Below are 17,778 nucleotides of genomic sequence, written 5' to 3'. Positions count from 1 at the left end.
TGGGCCTGACAGGTCTCGAGAGCGGAGAGGTCAGCTCGGGTAGTTGCCGTGCTTCTTCGACGTCGGACGCGGCAGGCGCGACCGGCGCAGCTGGAACGCGCGCATGACCGCGTACATCGCGGTGCCGCGCGGAACCTCGCCGAACTTCGCCACGAGCCGCTTCTTCAGGCCGCGCCACATGATGATCGCGTCGGCGATGGTCAGCAGCACGACGAGGTACAGCGCGAGCAGCACGAGCACGGCGAGCTCGGGCAGCTGCGTCGCGAAGAGGTTGATGACGATGAAGACGAAGGCGATCGGCAGGAAGAACTCGCCGAGGTTCCACCGCGCGTCGACGTAGTCACGGACGTACCGCTTGACCGGTCCGCGGTCGCGCAGCGGCATGTGCGTCTCGTCGCCGTTGAGCATCGCCTGGTACTCGCGGTTGCGCTGCTCGCGGAGCTTGGCCTTGGCCTGCTGGCGCGCGACGCGGCGATCGTTCGGCACCAGCGGACGCTTGTTCGCCGCCTGCGCGACGCTGCGCTTCGGCGTCGGGCGGCCCTTGCCCGAGCCGGGCCTGCCGGCCTGCTCGCTCTCGGCCGCCGCCCTCACGGCGTCGGAGGAACCATCGGTCGAGGAGCCGGGCCGGTCGGGCTCGGCGACGTCACGCTTGCGGGAGAACACGGGCACCAGGGTAGTCGAGCAGGGTGCGCGCCCGTGACGCCGGTAGCGTGGGCCGCGTGACCGACCAGCTTCCGGACGTGGCCGCGCTGCGCGCCCGCGTCGACGAGATCTTCCCCGACCTGCAGGCCGACCTCGCCTCCCTCGTGCGCATCCCGAGCGTCTCGGCCGCCGCCTTCGACCAGGCGCACGTGACCGCGAGCGCCGACGCCGTCGCCGCGCTCCTGCGCGACGCCGGCCTGCCCGACGTGCGCATCCTGTCGTCGGCCCGTCCCGACGGCACGGCGGGCGCGCCCGCGGTCGTCGCGCGTCGCCCGGCGCCCGACGGCGCGCCCACCGTGCTGCTGTACGCCCACCACGACGTGCAGCCCCCGGGCGACGCGGCCGCGTGGGAGACCGACCCGTTCGAGCCGGTGCAGGTCGGCGAGCGTCTCTACGGGCGCGGTGCCGCGGACGACAAGGCGGGCGTCGTGGCCCACCTCGGCGCGCTGCGCGCGCTCGCCGCGGCCGGCGAGGAGCTGCGCGTCGGCGTCACGGTCTTCGTCGAGGGCGAGGAGGAGGCGGGCTCGCCCAGCTTCCGCCAGTTCCTCGCCGACCACCGCGAGCTGCTCGCGGCCGACGTCATCGTCGTCGCCGACTCGACGAACTGGAAGGTGGGCGTGCCCGCCCTCACGACGTCGCTGCGCGGTCTCGTCGACGGCGTGGTCGAGGTCGAGGTGCTCGGGCACGCCGTGCACTCGGGCATGTTCGGCGGCCCGGTGCTCGACGCCAACACCCTCCTGGCGCGCCTGGTCGCGACGCTGCACGACGACCTGGGCAACGTCGCCGTCGAGGGTCTCGTGCACGCGGCCGAGCCCGAGGTGGACTACGGCGAGGCCGACTTCCGGGTCGACTCGTCGCTGCTCGACGGCGTGGCGCTCGCGGGCGAGGGCACGATCTCGGGGCGGCTGTGGGCCAAGCCCGCCCTGAGCGTCATCGGGATCGACGCGACGAGCGTCGCACACGCGTCCAACACGCTCGCCCCGCGGGCGGCCGCCAAGCTCTCGCTGCGGATCGCGCCCGGGCAGGACCCGCAGGCCGCCGAGAACGCGCTCCGCGCGCACCTCGAGGCGCACGCGCCGTTCGGGGCCACGGTCACGTGGCGACCGGGGGAGCAGGGCAAGGCGTTCCTGGCGCCGGCCGACTCCGACGCGATGCGGGCCGCGCGTGCGGCGTTCGCGGAGGCGTGGGGCACGGACCCCGTCGACATCGGCGTCGGCGGCTCGATCCCGTTCATCGCCGACCTGCTCGAGTTCTTCCCCGACGCCGCGGTGCTCGTCACCGGCGTCGAGGACCCGGACTCGCGCGCGCACGGCGCCAACGAGTCCGTGCACCTGGGCGAGCTGCGCAAGGTCGTGCTCGCCGAGGCGCTGCTGCTCGGCCGCCTGGCCTGACGTGTCAGAAGGCTGGTGGGCCCGAGCCCACCAGCCTTCTGACAGGTCACGCCTCGACGTCGCGGTGCGCGATGTCGAGCGCCTTCGCCCAGGCGGCCACCTCGTCGGGCAGCGGCGGGCTCGTGAGCGGGGCGCCGTCGGCCATGAGCGCGACGACGTCGGGCGCGGGCACGCGCAGCCCGTGCGGGCCCAGGAACCGCCCGGCGACGTACCCCGTCGCGTAGAGGCGGTCGCGGCACGTGAAGACCTGCTCGAGGTAGACGACGCGCTCGTCCCAGCCGAGCACCCGCGTGGTGATCGTGACCCTGTCGCCGAGCCGGAGCGAGCGCTTGTAGCGCACGGTCGACGCGGCGACCACGGGGTACCAGCCCTTCGGGCGCAGCCGGCGGAAGCCGTCGACGTCGGCGAGGTAGTTGGACCGCGCGACGTCCATCATCTGCAGGTAGGCGCCGTTGTTGACGTGCAGGTAGAGGTCGAGGTCGCCGGGGTGGACCCGCAGCCGCGTCACGGACGGGTCGAGGAGCCCCTGGCCCGGCACGGGCCTGCGGGGGCGCAGGCTCGCCCAGGCGAGCTGGATCATTCGCGTCACGCAGGCAGGCTATAGCCCGCACCCGCGGTATCAGGTATCGGTCGTGCGCCGCGTCGCCGCGCCGGTCAGACGGGCGGGTCCGGGTCGTACTGCAGCTCGCGCCGGACGGCCCGCGCGACGTCGGGCGACTCGAGCCGGGCCACGAGGTGCAGCGCCATGTCGATGCCCGCCGAGATGCCGGCCGACGTGACGACGTCGCCGTCGTCGACGAAGCGCGCCTCCGTGTCGATGACGACGCTCGGGTCGATCTCCGCCAGGTCGTCGTAGTGGTCCCGGTGCGTGGTGGCGGGCCTGCCCCCGAGCAGCCCGGCGGCCGCGAGGACGAGCGCCCCCGTGCACACGCTCGCGATCACGGGGGTCTGCGCGCGGATCTGCCGCAGCCACTCGAGGTGCGCGGGGTCGGCCGCGAGCGTCCGCGTGCCCCAGCCGCCCGGGTACACGAGCACGTGCAGCGGGCCCACGTCGTCGGCGGACCGGGACGGCACGAGCCGCAGGCCGTGCGCCAGGCGCACGCCCGCGCCGTCGTGCGAGAAGGTGCTCACGTGCGGCTTGATGGCCGAGTGCTCGGCCCAGGCCGACAGCACCTCGAAGGGCCCGACGACGTCGAGCTCCTCCGCCTCGTCGAACACGAAGACGCCCACGTGGAGCCCGCCGTCGGTGCTCATCGGCCCACTTCCTCCGTGCGGTCGGGCTGCGGGGTCAGATCCCCGGCAGCGCCAGCATCTGGTCGAGCGCGACGCGCGCCCAGTGCGCGTCGTCCGGGTCGACGACGATCCGGTTCACGACCCGGCCCTCGACGAGCGACTCCATCGCCCACACGAGGTGCGGCAGGTCGATCCGGTTCATCGTGGAGCAGAAGCACACCGTCGAGTCGAGGTAGTGCACCTGCTTGTCCGGGTGCGCGTGCGCGAGGCGGCGCACGAGGTTGAGCTCCGTGCCGATCGCCCACGCGCTGCCGGGCTCCGCGGCGTCGAGCACCCGGATGATGTACTCGGTCGAGCCGACCATGTCCGCGGCGGTGACGACCTCGTGCTTGCACTCCGGGTGGACCAGGACGTTGACGCCCGGCACCTTCGCCCGGACCTCCTCGACGTTGCGCGCCGAGAAGCGGCCGTGCACCGAGCAGTGGCCGCGCCACAGGATCATGCGCGCGTCACGCAGCTGCTGCTCCGTCAGCCCGCCCAGGGGCTTGCGGGGGTCGTAGACGACGCAGTCGTCGAGGCTCATGCCGAGCTGCTGCACGGCGGTGTTGCGGCCCAGGTGCTGGTCGGGCAGGAAGAGGACCTTGCCGGTGCCGTCGACGCCGCCGACCTGGTCGAACGCCCACCGCAGCGCGACCTGGGCGTTGGACGACGTGCAGACCGTGCCGCCGTGACGGCCCGTGAAGGCCTTGATCGCGGCCGAGGAGTTCATGTACGTCACGGGCGTCGTGTCCTCGGCGACGCCGACGTCCTCCAGCACCGCCCACGCCTCCTCGACCTGGGCGATCGCGGCCATGTCGGCCATCGAGCAGCCCGCGGCGAGGTCGGGAAGCACGACCTGCTGCGAGTCGGCCGTGAGGATGTCGGCGCTCTCGGCCATGAAGTGGACGCCGCAGAAGATCACGTACTCGGCCTCGGGCCGCGCCGCGGCCTCGCGCGCGAGCTTGAAGGAGTCGCCCGTGACGTCGGCGAAGGCGATGACCTCGTCGCGCTGGTAGTGGTGCCCGAGCACGAACGCGCGCTCGCCGAGCGCCGCGCGCGCCGCGCGGGCACGGTCGACGAGGTCGGGGTCGGACGGCGAGGGCAGGGCGCCCGCGCACTCGACGCCCCGCTCGGAGGCGAGGTCGCGGCCCTGGCCGAGCAGGAGCAGCGCCGACGGCGCCGGCTCGGCGAACGAGGTGTCGTCCAGCAGCGTGGTCACGTGCACATGCTGTCACAGCGCGCCGGATGTGCCACGATCACGTCCGTGCACGTGCTCCTCGTCGCCGCCGCCGGGTCCGACCCGCACGCGCTCGCGGGCGCGTGGCGCGACGCCGCGCCCCGGTGCGCCGTCGAGCCGTTCGCCCTGCCTCCGCGCCCGTCCGAGGGCGGTGCCGAACCGGCCGGACCGCCGGCCGGGCGTCCGGCCCCGGGCGTGTTCGTGCCGACGACGGCGCTCGGCCTGTCGAGCGTGACGCCGCCGCCCCCGCCGCCCGAGGTGGCGCGGCTGCGCGCGGCGGCGGCCGCCGCGGACCTCGTCGTCGTGCACGTGGCGGTGCTCGACGCCGACGAGCTCCACGAGGGCGCCGTGGCGCGGGCGGCCGAGGCCGCCGCGCCGCACGCCGTGCCCGTCGTCGTGCTCGCCGGGCGGGACCTGTCGACGCGGCGCGAGTGGTCCGCGGCGGGCGTGAGCGGCGTGCACGAGGTCGGCGACGAGCCGCTCGCGGCCCTGCCGCGCGTCGCTCGCACCTGGGCGCCGGCGTGGGCGTGAGGGCAGGCGGGTCCGGGCCGGCCTGTGAGCCACGTCATCGACGCCGCGCGATTCGAGCGTAGGATCGGGAACAGCGTCTCCGTCCCCGCTGTTGGAGGAAGCATGACCGACACCACCGAGATCGCCACGCACGGCGTGACCCTCACCGACGTCGCGGCCGGCAAGGTCCGTAGCCTCCTGGAGCAGGAGGGCCGCGACGACCTGCGTCTTCGCGTGGCCGTGCAGCCCGGCGGCTGCTCCGGCCTGATCTACCAGCTGTACTTCGACGAGCGTCTCCTCGACGGCGACGCGCTGCGCGACTTCGACGGCGTCGAGGTCGTCGTCGACCGCATGAGCGCGCCGTACCTCGAGGGTGCGACGATCGACTTCGCGGACACGATCGAGAAGCAGGGCTTCACGATCGACAACCCGAACGCGGGCCAGGCCTGCGCGTGCGGCGGTTCCTTCAGCTGAGCCCCGCCCGCGGCACCGGCGCGAGATAGCGAACGGTCGCCGAGGTAGGGAACCACGGACGCCGTGGGTCGCTACCTCGGCGACCGTTCGCTATCTCGGCGCGGGGGAGAGCCGGACCGTGAGCGCCCACCGCTCCGGGGTGCCGTCGTCGGGCACGGCGTGCTCCTCGCCGGCCATGGCGTGGCCGCGCATGCGCGCCCATGCCGGGACGTCGTGACGCGCGGCCGGGTCGGTCGCGAGCACCGTGACGAGCGTCCCGGGCGGCAGCTCCCTGGCGCGTGCGGCGAGCCGGATCACGGGGAGCGGGCAGCGCAGCCCGCGGGCGTCGACCACGACCGGCTCGTCCGGAGCGGCGTCGCTCACAGCCCGCCCACCCCGAGCATCTCGCGCACGCGCTCGACCGCGCCCGGCAGCACCTCCAGCAGACGGTCGACGTCGTGCTCCGTCGTCGACCGGTCGAGCGCGACCCGCACGTTGCCGTGCGTGAGCACGCCCATCGCGGCGAGCACGTGCGACGGCTCGAGCGTGCTCGCGGTGCACGCCGACCCGGACCCGACGGCGATCCCGGCCCGGTCGAGCTCGGTGAGCAGCGCCTCGCCGTCGACGTAGAGGAACGAGAACGTCACGACGTGGGGGAGCCGGTCGCGCGGGTCGCCGACGACCTCGACGTCGGGGATCGCCGCCACGGCGGCCCGCACCCGGTCGACGAGCGCGCGGCGCCGGGCGTCCTCGGCCTGCCGGTCGGCCGTGACCGCCTGGAGCGCGACGGCCGCCGCGAGCGCCGCCGGGACGCTCACGCCCCCGGGTGCCCACGGGTCGGGGTCCTCCGGGCCGGGCGGCACGAGCCGGACGCGGCCGCGCGCGGCCAGCACGCCGACGCCCGCCGGGGCGCCCCAGTCGGCCGGGTCGGCGGCGAGCAGGTCCCACGCGGGCGAGACCTCGGCGTGCCCGAGGCTCGCGCCGGCGTCGACGAGCAGCGGCACGCCGGCGGCGCGCGCGGCCGCGTGGACCTCCTCGACGGGCTGCAGGGTGCCGACCTCGCCGTTGGCGTGCTGCAGCGCGGCGAGCGCGACGCCGGGCGCGGCGACGGCGTCGGACATCGCGGCGGCGTCCACGCGGCCCAGCCGGTCGACCGCCACGTCGACGCGGCGTCCGCCGTGCGTGGCGGCCGCCTGCTCGGCCGCGTGCAGGACGGCGGCGCGCTCGACCGCGCTCACGACGACGTCGCCGCCCGCCCTGCGCCGGCCCGTCGCCGCCGCGAGCACGCCCGCGTGGAGCGCGGTCGTGTGGCTGTGGGTGAGACGCACCTCCTCGGTGCGTGCGCCCAGGACCGCGGCGACGGCCTCGCGCGCGCCGTCGAGCAGCGCCGCGGCGCGGCGGCCCTCGGCGTGCAGGCGCCGGGGGTCGGCCCAGCCGTCATCGACCGCCTGCAGGAACGCCTGGCGCGCCAGCGGGTGCCACGGCGCACGCCCGCCGTTGTCGAGGTGCACGCGCGCGGGCGCGTCGCGGGTGGTGTCGGTCACACGGTCTCCATGTCGTCTCAGGGTTCCGCCTCCGATGCTGCCACCGTTCCGCGGCGCCGGGGCGGGCGATTTCTGACACGCGGCGGGCATGTGTCCTGAACTGGCCGGATGGCGACGGGAGGTGCGCGCCGCGTCACGTAGGAAGCGGGAGATTCTGGCGTCGAACTCGTGAAGGGCGCGATAGGCTGCATCCCATCGAGGACGAAGGTCCTGCCCGCACGCCCTGGACTCGGTGGCGTGGGGGTCGGACGTGACGTGAAAGGCCTCCCTTGCACTCGAAGCCCCCCACCCGCACCCGGCGGCAGGTCATGCTGCGGACGACAGCGCTCGCCGCCGTCGTCGCGCTGCTGGCCGCCGGCTGCGCCAGCGAGACCGTCCAGCGTGGATATCTCCCCGGCTACAGCGACGGGGAGGTGACCAACCACACCGAGCGGATGACCAACCTGTGGGTCGGCTCCTGGATCGCCGCGCTCGTCGTCGGCGTGATCACGTGGGGCCTGATGCTCTGGTGCGTCGCCGCCTACCGCAAGCGCCGCGACGACCACCAGCTGCCGGTGCAGACCCGCTACCACATGCCGCTCGAGATCATGTACACGGCCGTGCCGATCATGATGGTCCTCGTGCTCTTCTACTACACCGACCGCGACATGTCGGCGGTGCAGGACACGAGCGCCGAGCCGGACGTGAACATCCAGGTCATCGGCAAGCAGTGGAGCTGGGACTTCAACTACCTCGACGACGACGTGTACGACACCGGGCAGCAGCTGCTCGACGTCGGCGGCACGACGGCCGAGGACGCGGTCGACGGCGCCCCGGGCACGTCGCAGCAACTGCCGACCCTGTACCTCCCGGTCGGCGAGACGGTCGAGTTCACGGTCGACTCGCGCGACGTCATCCACTCGTTCTGGATCCCGGCGTTCCTCTACAAGCAGGACATGATCCCGGGCCGGACCAACACGTTCCAGGTGACCCCGACGCGCGAGGGCACGTACGCCGGCAAGTGCGCCGAGCTCTGCGGCGAGTTCCACTCGGGCATGCTCTTCAACGTCAAGGTCGTCGACCGGGCCGAGTACGACGCCCACATCGAGGAGCTGCGCGCCGCGGGTCAGACCGGTGAGCTGGGCATGGACCTGAACCGCCAGCAGCGCGACTACGAGCGGTACTCCGGTACCGAGGAGGCCGAGCACTGATGGCCACGAGCTTCGACACCGTCAACGCCGAGCCGACCGAGGCGGTCCCCGGTCTGTCGCCCAAGCGGCAGCACCTCGGCCGCACCGTGGTCAAGTGGATCACCTCCACCGACCACAAGACGATCGGCTACATGTACCTGATCACGTCGTTCTTCTGGTTCGCGGTGGGCGGCATCCTCGCCCTGCTCATCCGCGCCGAGCTCTTCACGACCGGCATCCAGATCGTGCAGAGCAAGGAGCAGTACAACCAGCTCTTCACGATGCACGGCACGATCATGCTGCTGATGTTCGCGACGCCGCTGTTCGCCGGCTTCGCCAACGTCATCATGCCGCTGCAGATCGGTGCGCCCGACGTCGCGTTCCCGCGGCTCAACATGTTCGCGTACTGGCTGTTCCTGTTCGGCGGCCTCATCGCCGCCGGCGGCTTCTTCACGCCGCAGGGCGCGGCGTCGTTCGGCTGGTTCGCCTACGCACCGCTGTCCAACACGACGTTCAGTCCAGGGCTCGGAGGCGACCTGTGGGTCTTCGGGCTCGCGCTGTCCGGCTTCGGCACGATCCTCGGTGCGGTCAACTTCATCACCACGATCATCACGATGCGCGCTCCGGGCATGACGATGTTCCGGATGCCGATCTTCACGTGGAACACCCTGGTCACGAGCCTGCTCGTGCTCATGGCGTTCCCGCCGCTGGCCGCGGCGCTCTTCGCGCTCGGCGCCGACCGCCGCTTCGACGCGCAGGTCTTCAACCCGGACAACGGCGGTGCCATCCTCTGGCAGCACCTGTTCTGGTTCTTCGGGCACCCTGAGGTGTACATCATCGCGCTGCCGTTCTTCGGCATCGTGTCCGAGGTGCTGCCGGTGTTCAGCCGCAAGCCGATCTTCGGCTACAAGGGCCTCGTCTACGCGACCATCGCGATCGCGGCCCTGTCCGTGACGGTGTGGGCCCACCACATGTACGTCACCGGCGCGGTCATGCTCCCGTTCTTCGCGTTCATGACGATGCTCATCGCCGTGCCGACGGGCGTGAAGTTCTACAACTGGATCGGCACGATGTGGCGCGGCAAGCTCACGTTCGAGACGCCGATGCTCTGGTCGATCGGCTTCCTCGTCACGTTCCTCTTCGGCGGCCTGACGGGCATCATCCTGTCGAGCCCGGCGCTCGACTTCCACCTGTCCGACTCGTACTTCGTCGTGGCGCACTTCCACTACGTCGTGTTCGGCACCGTGGTGTTCGCGATGTTCGCCGGCTTCTACTTCTGGTGGCCCAAGTTCACGGGCCGGATGCTCGACGAGCGGCTCGGCAAGGTCCACTTCTGGCTGCTGTTCATCGGCTTCCACATGACGTTCCTCATCCAGCACTGGCTGGGCGTCGAGGGCATGCCGCGCCGCTACGCGGACTACATGCCCGACGAGGGCTTCCTCTGGGAGAACCAGGTCTCGACCGTCGGCGCCTTCATCCTCGCCGCGTCGACGCTCCCGTTCCTCTGGAACGTGTACGCCACGTGGCGCAACGCGCCCAAGGTCACGGTCGACGACCCGTGGGGCTACGGCCGCTCGCTCGAGTGGGCCACGTCCTGCCCGCCGCCGCGGCACAACTTCACGTCGCTGCCGCGCATCCGCAGCGAGTCGCCGGCGTTCGACCTGCACCACCCCGAGGTCGTCGCCATGGAGCACCCGCAGCTCGAGCCGGGCGCGCTCGACCAGGTCTACGGCGGCCCCAACCGCACGGGCCAGGCGTCCCTCGCCGAGGAGCGCCGGGCGCAGGACTACCCCGAGAAGCACAGCTCCAGCACGACCGTCATCGACTCCCAGCGACCCGAGGACGAGGAGACCGGCAAGTGAAGATCGAGATCAGGCTCTTCCTCTGGCTTGCGCCGTTCTTCCTCGCGGCCGGCGTCGTCTACGGCTTCCTGACCAACTGGGAGGAGCCGGTCGGCTACCTGGGCATGCCGCTCGTCGGCGGGCTCATGGCGATGGTCGGCGCCTACCTGGCGCTGACCGCGCGCCGGATCGACCCGCGTCCCGAGGATGACGAGGAGGGCGAGATCGCCGACGGCGCAGGCGACCAGGGCGTGTACTCGCCGTGGAGCTGGTGGCCGCTCGTGATCGGTGCCGCCGCCGCGGTCGGGTTCCTCAGCCTCGCCGTCGGCTGGTGGGTCATGTACATCGGTCTGATCCTCGGGGTCATCGGCCTCGTCGGCTGGGTGTTCGAGTACTCCCGCGGTCAGCACGCGCACTGACGCTCGCTCGAAGGGCCCCGCTCGCCGTCCTGGCGCGCGGGGCCCTTCTGCATCTTCGGCACCGTCTCCGCGACGTGTCCCTGAACGTCGCCCTCCCGATGCCTGTCGGCGACGAACGGAGCCGCACGTGCCCGACGCCGGCACCGCGGCCGCGCACGTCCGTCCCTGAAGGTCGCCCTCCCGGCGCGCTTCGGCGACGAACGGAGACGTACGTGCCGGCGTGGTAGCCGTCGACCTCAGGGGAGGGTCCCATCCGCGGGGAGATGCGACAGGGCCCCGCACGCGTCGCGTGCGGGGCCCTGAGGCGTTTCTGGGACGGGAAGCTCAGGCGGGGACGATCAGGCCCGCGGTCTGCGTCCTGGCCCGCTGGAGGCGCTCCTCGGCGTCGGCCCAGTTGACGATGTTCCACCACGCCTTGATGTAGTCGGGGCGGACGTTGAGGTAGTCGAGGTAGTAGGCGTGCTCCCAGCAGTCGAGCAGCACGATGGGCGTGAGGCCGAGCGTGATGTTGCCCTGCTGGTCGTACAGCTGGACGATGACGAGCTTCTGGCCGATCGAGTCCCACGCGAGGATCGCCCAGCCGGAGCCCTGCACGCCCGTCGCGACGGCGGTGAAGTGCGCCTTGAACTTCTCGAAGGAGCCGAAGTGCTCGTCGATCGCGGCGCCGATCTCGCCGGTCGGCTCGCCGCCGCCCTCGGGGGAGAGGTTCGTCCAGAACGCCGAGTGGTTGACGTGGCCGCCGAGGTTGAACGCGAGGTTCTTCTCGTGGAGGTTGACCGAGGCGAGGTCGCCCTTGTCGCGCGCCTCCTCGAGCTTCTCGAGCGCGGTGTTCGCGCCCGTCACGTACGTGTTGTGGTGCTTCGAGTGGTGCAGCTCCATGATCTTGCCCGAGATGTGGGGCTCGAGCGCACCGTAGTCGTAGGTGAGGTCAGGGAGCGTGTAGACAGCCATGCTGAGGTACCTCCTCGATCGGGCCGCACGCCACGGCAGGCGTGCGGCGGGGACGTCGTCGTACCGGACCGGACGAACTCACCGGTCGTCGTGGTGCCGGCGCCGCGGACCGCCGGCCCGCGGCGCCGGCACCACCCGAGAACGACGGTGACCCGCGCACCGCTCCCGCACGAGCGGGGTCGAGGTGCACGGGCCACCGTCCTAGCCTGCAGGAGTCTCAGCGCTCCCGCTCGACGTTTCCGGACCCCGAGACCAGCTCGGGAGTGCCGTGGTGCGCCTCGATCTCGTCGTGCTCGCCGTGGGCGTGAGCGGCCGCGAGCTCGGCGGGCGTCACCGGCTCGACGCGGTCCTCGAAGAAGAACCGCGACAGGCGCTGCCACAGACGGTCGACCTTGTAGCCCTTGCGACGGACACCGCGCGCATCCGTGGCCGGCGCGATCTCGAGGGGCCGGTGCGCCTCGTAGTTGACGCGCAGCCAGCGCTCCTGCTCGTCGAGCGGGCGGTGGACCTCGATGTACTCGCCGTTCGCGAAGCGCACGATGCGGCCCGTCTCGTGCCCGTGGAGCACGAGCTCGCGGTCCTTGCGCTGCAGGCCCAGGCAGATCCGCTTGGTGACCCAGAAGGCGAAGACCGGGCCGACGAAGAACAGGATCCGCAGCACCCACGTGATCGCGTTGAGGGACATATCGAAGTGCGTCGCCACGAGGTCGTTCGAGCCCGCGACGGCCAGGATGACGAAGGCCGTCAGGAAGGCCACGCCGAGGCCCGTACGGACCGGGACGTTGCGCGGACGGTCGAGCACGTGGTGCTCGCGGGTGTCGCCCGTGACCTTCGCCTCGATGAACGGGTAGGCGAACAGGAACGTGAAGAGCAGGCCGGGGACGACCACCGCGGGGATGAGCACGTTCAGCGAGAGCGTGTACCCGGCGATGACCCACTCGGTGCCCTGGCCGGGCATGAGACGCAGCGATCCCTCGAGGAACAGCATGTACCAGTCGGGCTGGGCGCCGGCGGAGACCGGCGAGGGGTCGTAGGGCCCGTAGTTCCAGACGTTGTTGATCGCCATCGTGCCGCCCATGAGGGCCAGCACGCCGAAGATGATGAAGAAGTTGCCACCCATCTTCGTGGCGAACGCCGGGACCGCGGGGGAGCCGACGACGTTCCGGTCGGTGCGGCCGCCGCCCGGGTACTGCGTGTGCTTGTTGAGCACCATGAGGAACAGGTGCAGGCCGATGAGCGCGAGCAGCAGCGCCGGCACGACCAGGATGTGCAGCGTGAACAGGCGCGGGATGATGTGCTCGCCCGGGAACTCGCCACCGAAGATGAAGTACGACATGTACGAGCCGATCACGGGGATCGACTTGACCACGCCGTCGGTGATGCGCAGGCCGTTGCCGGACAGGACGTCGTCGGGCAGCGAGTAGCCGGTGAAGCCGGCGGCCAGACCGAGGATGAGCATCGTCACGCCGACGAGCCAGTTGATCTCGCGCGGCTTGCGGAAGGCGCCCGTGAAGAACACGCGCATCATGTGGACGACGATGCCGGCCATGAAGACGAGCGCGGACCAGTGGTGGATCTGCCGCATGAGCAGACCGCCGCGCACCTCGAACGACAGGTCGAGCGTCGACGCGAACGCGACCGACATGAGCTGGCCCTGCATCGAGGCCGGGCCCTCGCCGTGGTAGTGCGTGAGCGCCATCGACGGCTCGAAGAACATCGTGAGGAAGAACCCGGACAGGATCAGGATCACGAACGAGAAGAGCGCGATCTCGCCCAGCATGAACGACCAGTGGTCCGGGAAAACCTTGCGGACGAGCTGCTTGGTCAGGACCCCGACCTTGGTCCGCTGGTCCAGGTAGTCGGCGGCCTTGCCGATCGGTGTGGTCGCCTCGGGGGAGTGGGTCGTGGTGCTCACTTCAGGCGCTCCCAGTAGCTCGGGCCGATGGGCTCGGCGAAGTCGTCCTGCGCCACGAGGTAGCCCTCGTCGTCGACCGTGATCGGCAGCTGGGGCAGCGGCCGGTTCGCCGGGCCGAACACGACCTTGGCACCGTCGGAGATGTCGAAGGTCGACTGGTGGCACGGGCACAGCAGGTGGTGCGTCTGCTGCTCGTACAGGGCGACCGGGCAGCCGACGTGGGTGCAGATCTTCGAGTAGGCGACGATGCCGTCGTACGACCAGGTCTCGCCCTCGGGCGACTGGTCGGCCTTGAGGTCCTGCGGGTTGAGCCGGACCAGGAGGACGACGGCCTTCGACTTCTCGGTGATCCACTCGTGCGACTCGCGCATCTCCTCGTCGACGTCGGGGATGACGTGGGCGACGGAGCCGACGGTGAGGTCGGCGGCCTTGATGGGCCGACCCGAGGGGTCGTAGGCCAGGCGCGTGCCGGTCTTCCAGAGGGTGTGGCGGAATTTGCCGACGTTCCAGTCGCCGCCCACGCTCGAGACGAGCGGCACGGCGATGGTGAGCGGGAACAGGGCGAGGGCCGAGACGACGGCGCCCTTGAGCACGCCGCGGCGCGGGAGGCCCGAGTCCTCGTAGCCGTCCTTGAAGGCCTGCGCGACGACGGTGCGCACCTCGTCGGAGCTGCGGCTGTCGTGCCGCTCCTCGATGTGCTCGTGGTTCGACATGAGGGTCTTGGCCCAGTGCACGGCCCCGAACCCGAGGCCGAGCAGGGAGACGGCCATGCCCACGCCGAGGAGCACGGTCGAGAGACGGGTGCCCGCGGTCGTGCCGTCGGGGCGCACGGCGAAGTAGGCGACGACGGTGCCAATCGTGCCGAGGATCGACAGCACGAAGAGCAGGACGACGATGCGCTCGTTGCGCTTCGCGGCCTTCGGGTCGATGTCGGCCAGGCGCGGCTTGTGCTCCGGGAGGCCCGGGTCGACGAACCGGTCGGGGTGCGTCGTGGTCCCGTTGCCCGCCGCGGTGACGTCCTGCGACGGCTTGGGGTTGACGTTCTGGCTCACGAGGACTTCGCTCCGATCCACACTGCGGCGCCGATGAGGAGGCCCATGCCGACGACCCAGGCCCAGACGCCCTCGCTCACGGGACCGAGGGAGCCGAGGCTGATGCCGCCCGCCGAGCCCTCACGCTGCTCGACGAGGAACGCGATGATGTCCCGCTTCTCCTCCGGCGTGATGTTGGCGTCGTTGAAGACCGGCATCGACTGCGGGCCGGTCACCATGGCCTGGTAGATGTTGCGCTCCGAGACGTCCCACAGCGCGGGCGCCCACTTGCCCTCGGACAGCGCACCGCCCGCACCCACGGCGTTGTGGCACATGGCGCAGTTGGTGCGGAAAAGCAGGGCGCCGTTGGAGGCGTCGCCGAGAGCCGGGTCGACCTGCTCGTCCGTGGGGATCGCCGGGCCCGGGCCGAGCGAGGCGACGTAGGCGGCGAGGGCCGCCGTCTGCTCCTCGTTCATCTGGCGCGGCTTGTCCTGGGCCTGCGGACCGTTCATCTGCATGGGCATGCGGCCGGTCGAGACCTGGAAGTCGACCGCGGCGGCGCCCACGCCCACGAGGGACGGCACCTCGGACGTGCCCTCGGCGTTGGGGCCGTGGCAGGTGGCGCAGTTGGCCTGGAAGAGCTTCTTCCCGGTCTCGATGTCCGCGGTGCTGGCGGTGTCGGCGGTGGCCGGACTCGGGGCAAGGACGGCGTAGACGCCGCCCGTGACCAGCAGCGCCAGCAGCAGCAGCACGACCGGGGCGGCCCGGTGGTGCCTGCGGGCGGCGAGTGCCTTCACGAAATGATCCTCGTCTCGCAGATGGAAGGTGCAGGGTCAGGAGGTGCCGGCTCGCCGCCGGCGACGGTCAGCGCAGGAGGTAGATGACGGCGAAGAGCGCGATCCACACCACGTCGACGAAGTGCCAGTAGTACGACGTGACGATGCCGGTGGTCGCCTCGTGGTGGCCGAAGTTCCGGGCGGCGAACGAGCGGCCGAGCAGGAACAGGAACGCGATCAGACCGCCCACGACGTGCAGGCCGTGGAAGCCCGTCGTCAGGTAGAAGACCGAGCCGTAGGCGCTCGACGACAGCGTCACGCCGTGGTGCACGAGCTCGGCGTACTCGAAGATCTGCCCGCCGATGAAGAACGCGCCCATGAGGTAGGTCAGCGTCATCCACTCGTTCATGCCCCAACGGTTGACCTGCAGCAGCGAGCCCGTCCGCACGGGCTGGAACCGCTCCGCCGCCCACACGCCGAACTGGCACGTCACCGACGACAGCACCAGGACCGTGGTGTTGATCGCGGCGAACGTCAGGTTCAGCTTCTCGGTCTCCGCGGCCCACTCGGCGTCGGGCATCACGGAGCGCACGGTGAAGTACATCGCGAACAGGCCCGCGAAGAACATCAGCTCGCTCGCGAGCCACACGATCGTCCCGACCGACACCGGGTTCGGACGGTTGACGCTCACGTGCTGGTGGGCATGGGGGGCAGCAGCCGTTGCGGTCGACACGTGAGCCATTATTGCTGACAACAGGCCGGTCCGAGCCACCCGGTGGCGTCGTTCGTGGGGATCTCATCCACAGAATCTGCGGAATCTCGCCACTCGGCCGTCGCGATCTGACGTATCGGCGCAGAGTGCCACGAAAACGCCACGAGATCGGGCTGACCGAGGTGACGCGGGTGTGCCACGATGCCAGCAAACACCGTCGAGACCCGCGCCGGCCGGCCGGGTCCCACCCCACGCGTCTGCGGAGGCGATGCACATGTCGGACCACGCGACGGACCGGACGGCGCAGCCCGGTCCCCGTGTCCTGCTCTACAGCGACGACCGGACGGTGCGCGAGCAGGTGCGCCTGGCCGTCGGGCCGCGCCTGGGAGCGCACGAACCCGAGATCGCGTGGACCGAGGTGGCCACGCCGAGCGCCGTGGTCGCCGCGGCCGACGGCAAGGCGTGGGACCTGCTCGTGCTCGACGGCGAGGCCGACAAGGCCGGCGGCATGGGGCTGTGCCGCCAGCTGAAGAACGAGGTGTACGAGTGCCCGCCCGTGCTCGTGCTCACGGCGCGGGCCGAGGACGCGTGGCTCGCGTCGTGGTCGCTCGCCGACGCGGTCGTGTCGCGGCCGCTCGACGCCTTCGAGCTGCAGAAGGCCGTCTCCTCCCTCCTGTCCTGACCGCGCGCCCCGTCGGCCCCGGCCGGCCGGGAGCGCCACCACGCCCGACCCCCACCGAAGGAACGCCGTGCCCAGCACCGACGCCACGCCCTCCGCCCCGCCGGCCCCCGCCGTCGCGACCTGGCCGGAGCTGCTCACGCAGCTCGTGCAGGGCCAGGACCTCACGGCCGAGCAGGCGGCGTGGGCCATGGACGAGGTCATGTCCGGCGAGGTTTCGCCGGTGCGGCTCGCGGGCTTCCTCGTGGGGCTGCGCGCCAAGGGCGTCACGGTCACCGAGCTCACCGCGCTCGCCGACGCGATGCTCGGGCACGCCCGGCGCCTGGAGGTCGAGGGCCCGTCGGTGGACATCGTCGGCACCGGCGGCGACCGCGCGCACACCGTGAACGTCTCCACGATGGCGGCGATCGTGCTCGCCGGCGCCGGCGTGCGCGTCGTCAAGCACGGCAACCGCGCGGCGTCGTCGTCGTCCGGCTCGGCCGACGTCCTCGAGGCGCTCGGGATCCGGCTCGACCACCCGCCGGAGCGGGTCGCCGAGCTCGCCGACGAGGTCGGCATCACCTTCTGCTTCGCGCAGGTGTTCCACCCGTCGATGCGGCACGCCGGCGTCGCGCGCAAGGACCTCGGCATCCCGACGGTGTTCAACTTCCTCGGCCCGCTGACGAACCCGGCCCAGCCGCGCGCGACGGCGGTCGGCTGCGCCGACCCCGTCATGGCGCCGAAGATGGCCGGCGTGTTCGCCGCGCGCGGGACGCAGGCCCTCGTCTTCCGCGGCGACGACGGGCTCGACGAGCTCGCGGCGACGGGCGGCGCGACCGTGTGGGAGGTGCGTGACGGCGACGTCACCGAGCAGCGGCTCGACGCCGCCGCCGACCTGGGGCTGCAGCGCATCCGCGTCGAGGACCTGCGGGGCGCCGACGCGGTGCACAACGCCGCGGTGGCGCGCGACCTGCTCGACGGCGCGCACGGGGCCGTCCGCGAGACGGTCCTGCTCAACGCGGCCGCCGCGCTGGTCGCCGACGGCCGCCTGTCCGGCACCGCGTCGGGATCGCTCGTCGAGCGCCTGCAGGCCGGCCTCGAGCACGCCGCGCGCAGCGTCGACGACGGCGCCGCGGCCGACGTGCTCCGCCGGTGGGCCGAGGCCTCGTCCCGCTGACGCGCCGGGGGTGCGGGCGC

At 71.9% G+C, this 17,778-nt stretch carries 19 protein-coding genes; 8 read left to right on the top strand and 11 right to left on the bottom strand.

All coding sequences use genetic code 11. The features are described from left to right. Window positions 1-30: 30 nt before the first annotated feature. On the bottom strand, window positions 31-669 hold the full coding sequence (locus tag ISOVA_RS09270) for a DUF3043 domain-containing protein (protein ID WP_013838977.1): 639 nt from the start codon (window positions 667-669) through the stop codon (window positions 31-33). 41 nt (window positions 670-710) lie between these two features. Here ISOVA_RS09270 and ISOVA_RS09265 point away from each other — a divergent pair, with 41 nt between their 5' ends. Continuing rightward, entirely contained in the window at window positions 711-2,093 is a 1,383-nt protein-coding gene (locus ISOVA_RS09265) for a dipeptidase (RefSeq protein ID WP_013838976.1), read from the top strand. Between the two features lie 46 nt (window positions 2,094-2,139). Here ISOVA_RS09265 and ISOVA_RS09260 read toward each other — a convergent pair whose 3' ends face one another. From ISOVA_RS09260 to nadA, 3 genes are all read right to left on the bottom strand, one after another. Next, window positions 2,140-2,673 carry an acyl-CoA thioesterase gene (locus tag ISOVA_RS09260; protein WP_013838975.1) on the bottom strand — a complete coding sequence of 178 codons (534 nt, stop codon included), beginning with the start codon at window positions 2,671-2,673 and terminating at the stop codon, window positions 2,140-2,142. Window positions 2,674-2,747: 74 nt separating this feature from the next. After that, window positions 2,748-3,347: a DJ-1/PfpI family protein gene (locus ISOVA_RS09255; RefSeq protein WP_013838974.1), complete on the bottom strand. Its 600-nt coding sequence runs from the start codon at window positions 3,345-3,347 to the stop codon at window positions 2,748-2,750. A gap of 34 nt (window positions 3,348-3,381) precedes the next feature. After that, a complete protein-coding gene (gene nadA / locus ISOVA_RS09250) occupies window positions 3,382-4,575 on the bottom strand; it encodes a quinolinate synthase NadA (protein ID WP_221927859.1) in 1,194 nt (397 codons plus the stop codon). Between the two features lie 54 nt (window positions 4,576-4,629). On the opposite strand from nadA, the gene ISOVA_RS09245 reads away from it, so the two are divergent. Continuing rightward, window positions 4,630-5,133, top strand: a complete 504-nt coding sequence (locus ISOVA_RS09245; RefSeq protein WP_041294830.1) for a hypothetical protein — start codon at window positions 4,630-4,632, stop codon at window positions 5,131-5,133. A 102-nt stretch (window positions 5,134-5,235) separates the two neighbouring features. Then, the gene (locus ISOVA_RS09240; RefSeq protein WP_013838971.1) at window positions 5,236-5,586 is read left to right on the top strand and encodes a HesB/IscA family protein; all 351 of its coding nucleotides are present in this window, start codon (window positions 5,236-5,238) and stop codon (window positions 5,584-5,586) included. Window positions 5,587-5,676: 90 nt separating this feature from the next. Here ISOVA_RS09240 and ISOVA_RS09235 read toward each other — a convergent pair whose 3' ends face one another. Continuing rightward, the gene (locus ISOVA_RS09235; protein ID WP_013838970.1) at window positions 5,677-5,949 is read right to left on the bottom strand and encodes a sulfurtransferase TusA family protein; all 273 of its coding nucleotides are present in this window, start codon (window positions 5,947-5,949) and stop codon (window positions 5,677-5,679) included. Then, on the bottom strand, window positions 5,946-7,109 hold the full coding sequence (locus ISOVA_RS09230) for a cysteine desulfurase family protein (RefSeq protein WP_013838969.1): 1,164 nt from the start codon (window positions 7,107-7,109) through the stop codon (window positions 5,946-5,948). The genes ISOVA_RS09235 and ISOVA_RS09230 overlap by 4 nt, the downstream gene beginning before the upstream one ends. 308 nt (window positions 7,110-7,417) lie before the next feature. On the opposite strand from ISOVA_RS09230, the gene ctaC reads away from it, so the two are divergent. The 3 genes from ctaC to ISOVA_RS09215 are packed head-to-tail and all read left to right on the top strand — an operon-like array spanning window position 7,418 to window position 10,538. Beyond that, a complete protein-coding gene (ctaC, locus tag ISOVA_RS09225) occupies window positions 7,418-8,299 on the top strand; it encodes an aa3-type cytochrome oxidase subunit II (protein WP_013838968.1) in 882 nt (293 codons plus the stop codon). After that, entirely contained in the window at window positions 8,299-10,140 is a 1,842-nt protein-coding gene (gene ctaD, locus ISOVA_RS09220; RefSeq protein WP_013838967.1) for an aa3-type cytochrome oxidase subunit I, read from the top strand. Before ctaC ends, ctaD begins: the two co-directional genes overlap by 1 nt. Next, window positions 10,137-10,538: a cytochrome c oxidase subunit 4 gene (locus tag ISOVA_RS09215; protein WP_013838966.1), complete on the top strand. Its 402-nt coding sequence runs from the start codon at window positions 10,137-10,139 to the stop codon at window positions 10,536-10,538. The genes ctaD and ISOVA_RS09215 overlap by 4 nt, the downstream gene beginning before the upstream one ends. Window positions 10,539-10,862: 324 nt before the next feature. On the opposite strand, the gene ISOVA_RS09210 is transcribed toward ISOVA_RS09215, so the two are convergent. From ISOVA_RS09210 to ctaE, 5 genes are all read right to left on the bottom strand, one after another. Next, window positions 10,863-11,489, bottom strand: coding sequence for a superoxide dismutase (locus tag ISOVA_RS09210; RefSeq protein WP_013838965.1), 627 nt, complete (start codon window positions 11,487-11,489; stop codon window positions 10,863-10,865). 217 nt (window positions 11,490-11,706) lie between these two features. Continuing rightward, window positions 11,707-13,404 (bottom strand): cytochrome bc1 complex cytochrome b subunit, encoded by a 1,698-nt coding sequence (gene qcrB, locus ISOVA_RS09205; protein WP_013838964.1) that lies wholly within the window; start codon window positions 13,402-13,404, stop codon window positions 11,707-11,709. Further along, window positions 13,401-14,456, bottom strand: a complete 1,056-nt coding sequence (qcrA, locus tag ISOVA_RS09200; protein WP_013838963.1) for a cytochrome bc1 complex Rieske iron-sulfur subunit — start codon at window positions 14,454-14,456, stop codon at window positions 13,401-13,403. The genes qcrB and qcrA overlap by 4 nt, the downstream gene beginning before the upstream one ends. Beyond that, window positions 14,453-15,232: a cytochrome bc1 complex diheme cytochrome c subunit gene (qcrC, locus tag ISOVA_RS09195; RefSeq protein WP_013838962.1), complete on the bottom strand. Its 780-nt coding sequence runs from the start codon at window positions 15,230-15,232 to the stop codon at window positions 14,453-14,455. The genes qcrA and qcrC overlap by 4 nt, the downstream gene beginning before the upstream one ends. A 67-nt stretch (window positions 15,233-15,299) precedes the next feature. Next, window positions 15,300-15,953, bottom strand: coding sequence for an aa3-type cytochrome oxidase subunit III (gene ctaE, locus ISOVA_RS09190; protein ID WP_081474837.1), 654 nt, complete (start codon window positions 15,951-15,953; stop codon window positions 15,300-15,302). Between the two features lie 244 nt (window positions 15,954-16,197). On the opposite strand from ctaE, the gene ISOVA_RS09185 reads away from it, so the two are divergent. Both ISOVA_RS09185 and trpD read left to right on the top strand, forming a co-directional pair. Beyond that, window positions 16,198-16,605: a response regulator gene (locus ISOVA_RS09185; protein WP_013838960.1), complete on the top strand. Its 408-nt coding sequence runs from the start codon at window positions 16,198-16,200 to the stop codon at window positions 16,603-16,605. Window positions 16,606-16,672: 67 nt separating this feature from the next. Beyond that, window positions 16,673-17,758 (top strand): anthranilate phosphoribosyltransferase, encoded by a 1,086-nt coding sequence (gene trpD, locus ISOVA_RS09180; RefSeq protein WP_013838959.1) that lies wholly within the window; start codon window positions 16,673-16,675, stop codon window positions 17,756-17,758. Window positions 17,759-17,778 lie beyond the last annotated feature (20 nt).

It is taken from the genome of Isoptericola variabilis 225 (assembly GCF_000215105.1).
Lineage (GTDB): Bacteria > Actinomycetota > Actinomycetes > Actinomycetales > Cellulomonadaceae > Isoptericola > Isoptericola variabilis_A.
The sequence above is the reverse complement of the archived record's forward strand: the minus strand, read 5'-3'. Positions and strand labels throughout refer to the sequence as shown.

Excerpts from the sequence above, each read along its gene's own strand:
- ISOVA_RS09255 (WP_013838974.1), bottom strand. The coding sequence starts at position 3,347 with ATGAGCACCGACGGCGGGCTCCACGTGGGCGTCTTCGTGTTCGACGAG.
- ISOVA_RS09185 (WP_013838960.1), top strand. The coding sequence starts at position 16,198 with ATGTCGGACCACGCGACGGACCGGACGGCGCAGCCCGGTCCCCGTGTC.
- ISOVA_RS09240 (WP_013838971.1), top strand. The coding sequence starts at position 5,236 with ATGACCGACACCACCGAGATCGCCACGCACGGCGTGACCCTCACCGAC.
- ISOVA_RS09260 (WP_013838975.1), bottom strand. The coding sequence starts at position 2,673 with ATGATCCAGCTCGCCTGGGCGAGCCTGCGCCCCCGCAGGCCCGTGCCG.
- ctaC (WP_013838968.1), top strand. The coding sequence starts at position 7,418 with ATGCTGCGGACGACAGCGCTCGCCGCCGTCGTCGCGCTGCTGGCCGCC.
- ctaE (WP_081474837.1), bottom strand. The coding sequence starts at position 15,953 with ATGGCTCACGTGTCGACCGCAACGGCTGCTGCCCCCCATGCCCACCAG.
- ctaD (WP_013838967.1), top strand. The coding sequence starts at position 8,299 with ATGGCCACGAGCTTCGACACCGTCAACGCCGAGCCGACCGAGGCGGTC.
- ISOVA_RS09210 (WP_013838965.1), bottom strand. The coding sequence starts at position 11,489 with ATGGCTGTCTACACGCTCCCTGACCTCACCTACGACTACGGTGCGCTC.